Origin of the sequence: Kitasatospora sp. NPDC056783 (genome assembly GCF_042789895.1) — a bacterium.
Classification (GTDB): domain Bacteria; phylum Actinomycetota; class Actinomycetes; order Streptomycetales; family Streptomycetaceae; genus Kitasatospora.
This window is the reverse complement of the sequence record NZ_JBHUAF010000313.1, coordinates 1-10,160: the sequence shown is the minus strand read 5'-3', so window position 1 is coordinate 10,160 and position 10,160 is coordinate 1. Positions and strand designations below refer to the sequence as shown.

General features: G+C 73.0%; 11 protein-coding genes and 1 tRNA gene. 2 read left to right on the top strand and 10 right to left on the bottom strand.

Annotated features, from left to right (window positions below; translation table 11 throughout):
- Positions 1-301: 301 nt before the first annotated feature.
- A complete protein-coding gene (locus tag ACFRMQ_RS31385) occupies positions 302-1,300 on the bottom strand; it encodes a LysR family transcriptional regulator (RefSeq protein WP_380734104.1) in 999 nt (332 codons plus the stop codon).
- A gap of 761 nt (positions 1,301-2,061) precedes the next feature.
- Entirely contained in the window at positions 2,062-2,157 is a 96-nt protein-coding gene (locus tag ACFRMQ_RS31380) for a hypothetical protein (RefSeq protein WP_380734103.1), read from the bottom strand.
- Between the two features lie 31 nt (positions 2,158-2,188).
- On the opposite strand from ACFRMQ_RS31380, the gene ACFRMQ_RS31375 reads away from it, so the two are divergent.
- Positions 2,189-2,665, top strand: coding sequence for a zinc-binding dehydrogenase (locus tag ACFRMQ_RS31375; protein WP_380734102.1), 477 nt, complete (start codon positions 2,189-2,191; stop codon positions 2,663-2,665).
- 425 nt (positions 2,666-3,090) lie between these two features.
- Here ACFRMQ_RS31375 and ACFRMQ_RS31370 read toward each other — a convergent pair.
- The 8 genes from ACFRMQ_RS31370 to ACFRMQ_RS31335 form a co-directional block, all read right to left on the bottom strand.
- Positions 3,091-3,164: transfer RNA gene (locus ACFRMQ_RS31370), tRNA-Ala, on the bottom strand.
- A 94-nt stretch (positions 3,165-3,258) separates the two neighbouring features.
- Positions 3,259-4,260, bottom strand: a complete 1,002-nt coding sequence (locus ACFRMQ_RS31365; protein ID WP_380734101.1) for a hypothetical protein — start codon at positions 4,258-4,260, stop codon at positions 3,259-3,261.
- Positions 4,261-4,410: 150 nt separating this feature from the next.
- Positions 4,411-5,037 carry a GNAT family N-acetyltransferase gene (locus ACFRMQ_RS31360; RefSeq protein WP_380734105.1) on the bottom strand — a complete coding sequence of 209 codons (627 nt, stop codon included), beginning with the start codon at positions 5,035-5,037 and terminating at the stop codon, positions 4,411-4,413.
- Positions 5,034-5,597: a molybdenum cofactor biosynthesis protein B gene (locus tag ACFRMQ_RS31355; RefSeq protein WP_380734100.1), complete on the bottom strand. Its 564-nt coding sequence runs from the start codon at positions 5,595-5,597 to the stop codon at positions 5,034-5,036. The genes ACFRMQ_RS31360 and ACFRMQ_RS31355 overlap by 4 nt, the downstream gene beginning before the upstream one ends.
- Positions 5,594-6,094, bottom strand: a complete 501-nt coding sequence (gene moaC, locus ACFRMQ_RS31350) for a cyclic pyranopterin monophosphate synthase MoaC (RefSeq protein WP_380734099.1) — start codon at positions 6,092-6,094, stop codon at positions 5,594-5,596. The genes ACFRMQ_RS31355 and moaC overlap by 4 nt, the downstream gene beginning before the upstream one ends.
- Positions 6,095-6,161: 67 nt before the next feature.
- Positions 6,162-7,523: a gephyrin-like molybdotransferase Glp gene (gene glp, locus ACFRMQ_RS31345; protein ID WP_380734098.1), complete on the bottom strand. Its 1,362-nt coding sequence runs from the start codon at positions 7,521-7,523 to the stop codon at positions 6,162-6,164.
- A gap of 44 nt (positions 7,524-7,567) precedes the next feature.
- The gene (gene galU, locus ACFRMQ_RS31340; protein WP_380734097.1) at positions 7,568-8,488 is read right to left on the bottom strand and encodes a UTP--glucose-1-phosphate uridylyltransferase GalU; all 921 of its coding nucleotides are present in this window, start codon (positions 8,486-8,488) and stop codon (positions 7,568-7,570) included.
- Positions 8,489-8,539: 51 nt separating this feature from the next.
- Complete coding sequence (locus ACFRMQ_RS31335; protein WP_380734096.1) at positions 8,540-9,460, bottom strand: GGDEF domain-containing protein; 921 nt, start codon at positions 9,458-9,460, stop codon at positions 8,540-8,542.
- Between the two features lie 77 nt (positions 9,461-9,537).
- On the opposite strand from ACFRMQ_RS31335, the gene ACFRMQ_RS31330 reads away from it, so the two are divergent.
- Complete coding sequence (locus ACFRMQ_RS31330; protein ID WP_380734095.1) at positions 9,538-10,128, top strand: 5-formyltetrahydrofolate cyclo-ligase; 591 nt, start codon at positions 9,538-9,540, stop codon at positions 10,126-10,128.
- Positions 10,129-10,160: the final 32 nt, after the last annotated feature.

Genomic DNA, 10,160 nt, shown 5'->3' with positions numbered 1-10,160 from the left:
GTTCAGCATCCGGCCCAGTCCGGCGTGCGGAGCCGCACAGTCCTCCGACGGCAGGGCGATCGGACGTGTGCGCGTGAAGTCCGTCGAGGCGCGCACCTGATCGCCGATCGAACGGCCCGCTTCCGTGACGGCGGCCGGTGGCGGCGGCCGTTTCGCAGCTCTCCTGGTAACGAGCCACCAGAGTGCCGACGAGGTCGAGGATCTCCAGTACTGAAGGAGGAAGCGGCGAGGTCATACGACAATGACCTCGACTATCTTGGCTCGCGGCGTCCGGGGCGCGATGCGGGTGGTTCCTGTGCGGTCAGGTCCAGCGACGGCCGTGCTCGAGGAGCCTGCTGTGAGCGGCCGACATCTGGGAACGAGTGACGTCTCCCTCCCGTGTGGCGAGGTACGTGGTGGTGATCGGCGGCACCTCGGGTCTGAGCAGGGGGACCAGCGCGCCTTGGGCGACGTCGTCGGCACAGAGATAGGTGGGAAGCACGGCGATGCCGACCGAGGCCTTGACGGCGGCGAGTACGGCCCGTTGATCGGGAACCACCGCATCGGGTGCCGCGGACACTTCGGCGTGGAAGACCGACCACCAGTAGTGGTCGATGAGCGGTAAGGACTCGGCGCAGGCGATCAGGTGACGGCCCCCGAGGATTTGCGGAGCCTTGCGGGCGAGATGCTCCTCGGGGATCGTCCGCGCGACGTCGGGATGGGCGACCAGACTCCACTCCTCGTCGTAGAGGGGTAGCGCGCTGATCCCCGTCACGCGGGGGCGCGTCCGGGCGACAACGATGTCGAGCTCGCCCGCGGTCAGCTGGGAGAGCAACGCGTCGGACAGCGCGGGAGTCGCGCGTAACTGCACACTGTCCGGGAGGAGATCGGCGAGCACGGGCAGGATCCGGTCGCTGATCAGGTCACCGGGAGCACCGATCCGGATCCTGCCGGGCGGGCCACCGCTACTGGAATAGCGCTGTAACACGAAGTTGAGGGCATCGACCGGGCCCTCGGCGTCATGCGCGAGGGAATCGGCGGCCGGCGTGGGTTTGGACCCGGTGGCCTGACGCACGAACAGACGCGTCCCGACCCTCTCCTCCAGCAGCCGGATCTGATGCGTGACCGCAGGCTGCGAGATGTGCAGTTTCCGGGCCGCACCCCCGAAGGATCCCGTCCGGTAGACCTCCATGAAGGTACGGAGCCAGCCCGGGTTGAGCGGCTCCGCCTCCTCCCGGTGCACCTGCGCCTGTGCACGTTGCCGCGAGTGAGATGTCGTGTCTGTTGCGAGTACGCGTGGAGAAGACATGTGGATCTCCATGAAGTCAACAGGTCGGTCGTGGTGTGGGGAGAAGGGGGCCGTGTCGTTCGATGTCCTCCCGCCCGATGGCGAGCCGCCGCGCTGCGGGCCGGGCACGGAGAGGAAGCAGTCCGAGGGCGGGGGAACGAGAAGCCGCACAGGCTCCACTGCTCCGCGGCTACGACAAGGAGGCTGCACGCCCGGGAAGCCGGGGGCCGTGTCTCCAGAAGAGGACCGATTCCCCAGGTCCGGGCGGCAAGGCGTGCTGTGTCGGCGAGGTCGAGATCGTAGGCGTCGGCCGTTGGGCGAGTGGCGAAGCGGACCTCGAACTCGACGGGGTGCACGCCGGGTGAGGGGCGGCAAGAGGAAGGAGCGACCCGGCAGCGCGCCGAGCGCGTGGTTCCTCGGATCGCGCCTGAAGGCGCGGGCGAGTGGCGTGGTTGCCTCGGATGCGCACCTCGGTGCCGCAGGAAACGTTCGAGCCGGCTGACGAGATCACCCGTGCCGGGCGGCGCCGAGGCCGGAAAGGAGCTTCTCTCGTGCGAGGAGGCGGTGGAGACGGGGATCCCGACAGGGCATTCGAGGGGGAACGCCGATGACGAAAGTTAAGACTCCGTATCAGATCTCCACATTTTCTGCGTATATGATGGTCTTTCAATGCTCCCCGTTTCCCCGTCCATAGCACTGTCCCCTTCTGCCCATGGTCCAACAGGGGCGTCCTAATCGAAAGGTCCCTGTCTCGGCCACATGGCCGATTGAACCCATTGCCCGGTACTGTCCGTTCAGTCGGCAAAACTCACGAGTTGGGCACAGAGGAAGGCCTGGGTTCTGCCGGTCGCCCCAAGTTCGGGGCAGATGCCGCCGCGGTGGTTCTCCACGGTCCTCTCGGAGGCGTTGAGCCTGCGCGCGATGTGCCGATTCCCGGTCCACCGGTCGGTGTACTTTCTCGGTCGCGACCTCGGGGTCCACCACGAGGCCCTGCGCAACTGGATCCGCCAGGACGAGGCGGACCGGTACAACACCCGCCGCATCCAAGAACGCCTTGGCCGGCTCAGCCCCGACGACTACGAGGCCAGGTACCACGCCGGCCAGGCGACGGCCGAAGGCCGACTGGTCACCTACGGCGCCTCGTCCCGGCAGCCGGCCTCCGCGATCCCTCCGAGCCGACTCGCGGTGGACAGCATCACCGTCGCCGGCTTCTGGCTCGTCCCGCTCCTCGCCAGGGACGGCGCCGACAGCGTGGCGCTGGCGGAGCTGCTCGACCTCACGGCACGGAGTCGCCTACGGCCCCTGGTCGGAGCGGAGTACGACCTGCCCCGGGCCCGCGACGCGCACGAGGACCTACTCGGGCGCCGATCGAAGGGCAAACCCGTTCTCCGCCCGTGAGTGGACGTCACTGGCGTCGGCTCGTCAGGGTGACGTCGGGATATCGAGGGTGAGGGCGGTTCCGGCGATGAAGCCGTCGAGAAGTCCGGGCCGGTACCGGAGGCGGCGGACACCTGTCGGGTGCCTGGCGGAACGCGACGTGCGAGAGAAGCGAACGAGTACGTGGTCGGCGGGAAATGGCCGCACGCCTGGACGCCCCCCGCGCCCGCCGGGCTGACCCCGCCGCGAAGCCTTCCGTCCGTGTCCCCGACAGGCCCGTCGATCAGCGGCCCGGCATCTGCGGGCAGGCCGCATCGGCGTTCCTGCCGACCTGAGGCCTTCGCCGGACCTTCCCAGGCCCGCAAAGCAGAAATCCCGTCCAGATGTGTCATCTGGACGGGATCTCGTGAACCTTCCACGACCTGAGTCGCGAACGGCCCGTTGGGTGGAGCTGAGGGGATTCGAACCCCTGACCCCCTCGATGCGAACGAGGTGCGCTACCGGACTGCGCCACAGCCCCAACAAGAAGAAACTTTAGCACCTTTCGGAGGGGGTCTGTGACCACCCCCCGGATCGCGGTGCCGGTCGGGGGGTGGCCCGGGTCAGACCTCAGGTCATTCGTTGGCCGCGCGCGGGCGCGACTCGGGGGCCTGCGGCTCGGCGTACTGGTCGAACAGCGGGGTCTTGCGGGACTCCGCGGGACGGCCGGCGGTCCAGGTGCCGGGCGCCGACAGGTCGAGGCCGCGGGAGACCCTGGGGGCGACCGGAGCGGTCACGTAGGTCGGCCGCGGGACGGGCACCGGCTCCCAGGAGTCCGGGCCGGCCGCGCCGCGCTCGCGCATGCCGTCGACCCACTCCTCGTGCTCGGTCGCCTCGGCCACCGCGGAGGCCGAGGGCACCACGACGGTGGCCTGCTCCGGGTCGACCGCCAGCCGCAGGTGCGGACGGCGGGCGGCCCGACCCTCGGCGGGCGGAGCCGGGGCGGGCTCCGGGGCGGCGGGGGCCTCGGCCGGGGCCGGGCCGGCCGCCGGGGCGGCGGCGCGCTGCTGCTCGCGCTTGCGCAGCCGCTCGGCCGCCTGGGCGGCCCGGACCCGGTCGAGCTTCACCTCGTACCGCTGGCGCTCCAGCTTGCGCAGGTGGCCGATGTACAGGGTGAGGAGGACCGCCGGGACCGCCGGGACCCAGAGGAAGGCCAGTCCGGCCACCGCGGCGACCACCGCGCCGAGCGCGAAGGACAGGAAGAGGGCGGTCACCATCCGGCGCCGGCGGGCCAGCAGCCGCGCCCGGCGCTCGCTGCCGGCCTGCGGCTCGGGCACCGGCCGCTCGGCCGGCCGCTGCGCCGGGGGTTCGGGCTCCCGCGCGGGGTCGCCGGAGGCGGCCTCGTCCCGTTCGGGAGGGCCGTCGTTGCTCTGCTCGTCGTCACGCGGTTCGTCGCCCAGGGCCCGGGCCGCCCGCCGCTCCAGCGCCGAACGCCCGGCCAGCAGGCGGATGGCGGTGCTGAAGCGTTCCGTCGGGCGCGCCTCGTTGAGTTCGTCCTGCCTGCGGAGCCACATCGGCACCAGATAGGCGGCCCAGGCCCCTACGATGACGGCGTAGATAAGGCCGCTACTGCTCACGATTCACACCGTACGGGCGGTGGGGAAGCGCTGGCAGCAATTTGGTGCGGCGTGTCGTGTGATCAAGCTGATTCTCCGACTATTTTGCCGGCATTTGTGATGGTCCGGCGTCGTGGCGATGCCATATCGATATTTTATTCGAACATACATTCAATTACCGGGCCGACGGCCCGAACTGAGCGCCCGCCAGCGCGCCAGCACCCCTTCCGGCACCTCCTCGGCGGTCAACGCGTAGACGAGGTGGTCCCGCCAGTCACCGTCGATGTGGAGATAGCGCGGACGGATTCCCTCCGAGCGGAAGCCGAGCTTCTCCACCACCCGTCGGCTCGGGCCGTTCTCCGGGCGGATGCAGACCTCGATCCGGTGCAGTCCCAGCGTGTGGAAGCAGTAGTTCACCGCGAGCGCGACGGCCGTCGGGATGATCCCCCGGCCGGCCACCGACTCGTCCACCCAGTACCCGATGTTCGCCGAGCACATCGATCCCCAGGTGATCCCCCCGACGGTCAACTGGCCGACCAGCCGGCCCTGGTGGACCACGACGAAGGGCAGCATCCGGCCGGCCGAGGCCTCGCCCCGCAGGAAGCGGACCATCTGCCGGTAGGTCGGCCGGGGGCCGGCGGCCCGGCCGGCCGGGCCGGGCGGCACGGTGGCCTCCCAGCGGCGCAGCCAGTCCCGGTTGCGGTGGCTCACCTCCTGCCACTCGCGCTGGTCGCGGACCCGGATCGGGCGCAGCACGACCTCCCCCTCGTGGAGCTCTACCGGCCAGCCGGCGTTCAGTGCCCTCTCCCGGATGCTGGAGCCCCGGTCGCCGGGGCGTCGGGCCGGGGGTGGTCCCCGCCGCCGAGCTGGTCGACGGCGTGGGCGAGCAGCGGTTCCAGGACGGCCAGGCCGTCCCTGACGCCGCCGCTCGATCCCGGCAGGTTGACGATCAGGGTACGTCCGGCGAGACCGGCGAGCCCGCGGGAGAGCGCCGAGGTCGGCACCTTCTCCCGGCCGTACGCACGGATGGCCTCGGCGATCCCGGGGACCTGGCGGTCGATCACCCGGGCGGTCATCTCGGGGGTGAGGTCCGTCGGCGAGATGCCGGTGCCGCCGGTGGTCAGCACCACGTCGTAGCCGGCCGCGACGGCCTCGCGCAGCACGGCCTCCACCGGTTCGCCGTCCGGCACGACCCGGGGGCCGTCCGCGGTGAAGCCCATCGCGGTCAGGCCTGCCACCAGCAGCGGGCCGCCCTTGTCCTGGTAGACCCCGGCCGAGGCCCGGTTGGAGACGGTGACGGCCAGCGCCTTCCCGGCCGGGGCCTGTCCGGTCGGAGCCCCCGCGGCCGGGGCCGTCACGCGTCCACCTCCGCGGCGAACCAGTCACCGCTCTTGCCGCCGGTCTTGCTCAGCACCCGGACCGATTCGATCGTGGCGCCCTTGTCCACCGCCTTGACCATGTCGACGACGGTCAGCCCGGCCACCGCCACGGCCGTCAGCGCCTCCATCTCGACGCCGGTGCGGTCGGAGGTCTTCACGGTGGCGGTGATCTCGACCGCGTCGTCCGCGACCGCGAGGTCGACCTTGACGCCGGAGACCGCGATCGGGTGGCAGAGCGGGATCAGTTCCGGGGTCTTCTTGGCGCCCATGATCCCGGCGATCCGGGCCACCGCGAGGGCGTCGCCCTTGGGCACGCCGTCACCGCGCAGCAGCGCGACCACCTGCGGGGAGACCCGCACCCGGCCGGCCGCCACGGCGGTGCGCGCGGTGGCGGCCTTCTCGGAGACGTCGACCATCCGGGCCGCGCCCTGGTCGTCGACGTGGGTGAGGCGGTCGCCGGGGGGAGGTGTCGTCACGGGTAACTCCAGGGGCGAGCAGGTCGAATACCGCGCTACCGTACCGCTCCCCGGTCCGGCGGACCGATCAGGAGTCCAGCAACACCACGTCCACCTCGCTGCCGGCGGGCAGTTCGGTGACGTCCTCGGGGACGGTGATCAGGCAGTTCGCCCGGGCCAGCGCCCCGACCAGGTGGGACCCGGCGCCGCCCACCGGCTCGACCGTGCCGTCCGCCGCCGAGTGGCGGCCGCGCAGGAACTGCCGCCGGCCGGCCGGGGAGCGCAGTGCCGCCGGGCAGAGCGCGCGGACGACCGGGCGGTGCACGTCGGCGGCGCCGAGCATGGTGCGGATGACCGGGCGGACGAAGAGTTCGAAGGAGATGTAGGCGCTCACCGGGTTGCCGGGCAGGGCGAGCAGCGGCACTCCGGCCGAGCCGCCGATCCGGCCGAAGCCCTGGGGCTTGCCCGGCTGCATCCGCAGCTTGCGGAAGTCGACACCGGCGGCTCCGCCGCGGGCCGTGCCCCCGTAGGTCTCGAAGACCTCCTTGACCACGTCGTACGCGCCGACGCTGACCCCGCCGCTGGTGACGATCAGGTCGGCCCGGCCGAGCTGCTCGTCCAGGACGGCGCGCAGCCTCTCGGCGTCGTCCGGGACGGCGCCGACCCGGTAGGCGATGGCACCGGCCTCCTGGGCGGCCGCGGTGAGGGTGAAGCTGTTGGAGTCGGTGATCTGCCCGGGGCCGACCGGCTCGCCGGGCTGGACCAGCTCGCTGCCGGTGGACAGCACCACGACCCGGGGGCGCGGGCGGACCTTCACGGTGGCCCGGCCGACCGCGGCGAGCAGCCCGAGCTGGGTGGGGCCGAGCCGGGTGCCGGCCTTCAGGACGGTGGTGCCGGCCGTGACGTCGCTGCCGCGGCGGCGGATGTGCGCGCCCTCGGCGACCGGGCGCAGGACGCGGACCTCCTCGTCCGGGACGGGCGCGGTCATCGCGGCGGCGGCCACGCCGGTGCCGGTGCCGCCGTCGGTCCACTCGACCGGGGCGACGGCCTGGGCGCCGGGCGGCAGCGGGGCACCGGTCATGATCCGGACGGCCTGGCCGGGGCCGACCCTCGGCAGCTCGCCGGCGCCGGCCGCGATGTCGCCGACCACCGGGAGCACCGACGGGTAGACGCCGGTGGCGCCCTCGGTGTCGGCAGTGCGGACCGCGTACCCGTCCATCGAGCTGTTGTCGAAGGGCGGCAGGTCGCCGTCGGCGGTCACGTCCTCGTCGAGCCGGCAGCCCTGGGCATCGAGCAGCCGGAGCTCGATCGCGGGCAGCGGGCCGACCGCGGCCAGCACGTCGGCGAGGTGCTCGTCGACCGTCCACAGGCGCGGGGCCGCCGGTGCCGGGTCCGTTCCGGCGTCGCAGCAGGCGCTGGGCGTGGTGCTGTGCTCGGTGGACCCGGTCATCGGCGGCTCGCTCTCTGTCGTGGTCGTCCTGCGTCGGTCCTGCGTCAGTCCTGCATCTCGGTGCCGACGAACTCCCGCAGCCAGGAGCGGAACTCCGGGCCCAGGTCCTCGCGTTCGGCGGCCAGTCGGACGATAGCGCGCAGGTAGTCGGCGCGGTCGCCGGTGTCGTAGCGGCGGCCCTTGAAGAGCACCCCGTGCACCTGGCCGCCGTCGGCCGCCTCACGGGCGGTCAGCTCGCGCAGCGCGTCGGTGAGCTGGATCTCGCCGCCGCGGCCGGGCGGGGTCTCCCGCAGCACGTCGAAGACCAGCGGGTCGAGGACGTAACGGCCGATCACCGCGTAGTTGGACGGGGCCTCGCCGGGCTCGGGCTTCTCGACCAGGTCGGTCACCTGGAAGACGTCGTCGCCGAAGCCGTTCGCCTTGACGGCGGCGCAGCCGTAGAGGTGGATCTGGGAGGGGGCGACCTCCATGAGGGCGACGACCGAGCCGCCGAGCTCCTGCTGCACCTCGATCATCCGGGAGAGCAGCGGGTCGCGCGGGTCGATCAGGTCGTCACCGAGCAGGACGGCGAAGGGCTGGCCGGCGACGTGCTGCTCGGCGACCGAGACGGCGTGGCCGAGGCCCTTGGGGTCGCCCTGGCGGACGTAGTGCATGTTGGCCAGCTCGACGGACTCGCGGACCCGGGCCAGGCGCTGCTCGTCGCCCTTGCGGACCAGCAGCTCCTCCAGCTCGTAGGCGCGGTCGAAGTGGTCCTCCAGGGCCCGCTTGTTGCGCCCGGTGACCATCAGTATGTCGGAGAGCCCGGCGGCGGACGCCTCCTCGACGACGTACTGGATCGCCGGCTTGTCGACGACCGGGAGCATCTCCTTCGGGGTGGCCTTGGTCGCCGGGAGGAAACGGGTGCCCAGTCCGGCCGCGGGTACCACGGCCTTGGTTACCGGAACTCGGGGGTTGGTCGTCGTCATGCGTTTACCTTACTCAGGCACGTTTTCGCCAGGCCGAGCGCCGTCGGACGGCTAGGACAGCACGTCGCGGGGCCCGGCCGCAGTGGCGGCCGTATGGGTCGCGACCGGCTGGTCGAGGGGGTTCCGGCCGGCACAGGCCGACAGACTACCGGGCTTTGCGGAACGGTCGTGTTCGCCGTCCGGACGGTGGCCGGGGCCCTGGACGCCCTGTTCGGAGCGGTCGGTTCGGGGGCGTTCCGACTCCCCGGGGTGCTCTGCCGGGAGCCGCCAGCAGTCGCCGCCGGCCGCCCGGGCCGCGGCGAGCGCCGCGTCGGCCGCGCGCAGCAGGACGGCCGCGTGGGTGCCGTCCTCGGGCAGGACGGCGATGCCGCAGGCGGCGGTGAGGCCGTTGCCGGCGGCGGGGCGGGACTCGCGCGGACCGGAGGACCAGTCCAGCAGCAGGTGCCGGCGCACCGACCAGACCAGCCGCTCGGCGACCTGGGCGGCGCCCTCGGCGCCGGTGTCCGGCAGCACCACCAGGAAGTCCTCGCCGCCGTAGCGGCCGAGGGTGTCGGCCCGGCGGATCTCCATCGCGAGCCGCTGGGCGAGGTCGCGCAGCACCGCGCCCGCCCGGCCCCGGCCGTGCTCGGCGACGACCGCGTCGAAGCCGCTGATGGCGAGCATCAGCACGGCGAGCGGGCGGGGGCCGTCGGCCTGCTCGGTGTGCTCGGCGCGGCGGGCGCGTTCGATCTCCCGGTCCAGGGTGAGCTGGAGGTGGCGGTAGTTCCACACCCCGGTGAGCGGGTCGCGGGAGGCGGTGCGTTCCAGTTCGGCGCAGCGCTCCTCCAGTTCGGCGATCCGCCCGCGCAGCCGCTCGGCCCCGGCGGCGGCCCCGGCCCGCTCCCGCCTGCCGCGCAGTCCGAGGGCGGTGGCGCCGGCCAGCGCGGGGACGCTCAGTGCGGCCAGGGACTGGACCAGCAGCGGGGTGGTCAACGGGGGCGCCCTTTCGCGTGTCAGGCTCTGCGCGTCGGTGGTGTGGGGAACCAGGGCGCGGAGACCAGGAGGACCGGATGCACGGCGATCACATGCACAACGAGAAGAGCGGCCTGAGGGCACGGCTGTTGACGGAACGCCGTGCGCTGACCGCCGAGCAGCGGGCCTCGGCGGCCGACGGGCTGGCCGGGCACGCCGGGGAGCTGGCCGGTCCGGGCGCCACGGTGGCCGCGTACGTCTCGGTGGGCGCCGAGCCCGGGACCCGTCCGCTGCTGGACGCGCTGCGGGCGCGCGGGGTGCGGGTGCTGCTGCCGGTGCTGCTGGCGGACAACGACCTGGACTGGGCCGAGTACGCGGGGCCCGGAGCGCTGGCCCCGGCCGGGCGGGGACTGCTGGAGCCGGTCGGCCCGCGGCTGGGGCCGCGGGCGGTGACGGAGGCCGCCGTGGTGCTGCTGCCGGGACTGGCGGTGGACCGCTCCGGGCTGCGGCTGGGCCGTGGCGGCGGCAGCTACGACCGGGTGCTGGACCGGCTGGCGCGGGCGGGCGCGCGGCCGGTGCTGGCGGTGCTGCTGTACGAGCACGAGTTGCTGGAGCGGGTGCCGGCCGAGCCGCACGACCGGCCGGTGGACCTGGCGGTGCTGCCCTCGGGGGTGCGCGAGCTCGGCTGAGGACGGCGGCGGCCCCGCTCCCGGGTCGGGAG

Excerpts from the sequence above, each read along its gene's own strand:
- ACFRMQ_RS31330 (WP_380734095.1), top strand. The coding sequence starts at position 9,538 with ATGCACGGCGATCACATGCACAACGAGAAGAGCGGCCTGAGGGCACGG.
- ACFRMQ_RS31385 (WP_380734104.1), bottom strand. The coding sequence starts at position 1,300 with ATGGAGATCCACATGTCTTCTCCACGCGTACTCGCAACAGACACGACA.
- ACFRMQ_RS31375 (WP_380734102.1), top strand. The coding sequence starts at position 2,189 with ATGTGCCGATTCCCGGTCCACCGGTCGGTGTACTTTCTCGGTCGCGAC.
- galU (WP_380734097.1), bottom strand. The coding sequence starts at position 8,488 with ATGACGACGACCAACCCCCGAGTTCCGGTAACCAAGGCCGTGGTACCC.
- glp (WP_380734098.1), bottom strand. The coding sequence starts at position 7,523 with ATGACCGGGTCCACCGAGCACAGCACCACGCCCAGCGCCTGCTGCGAC.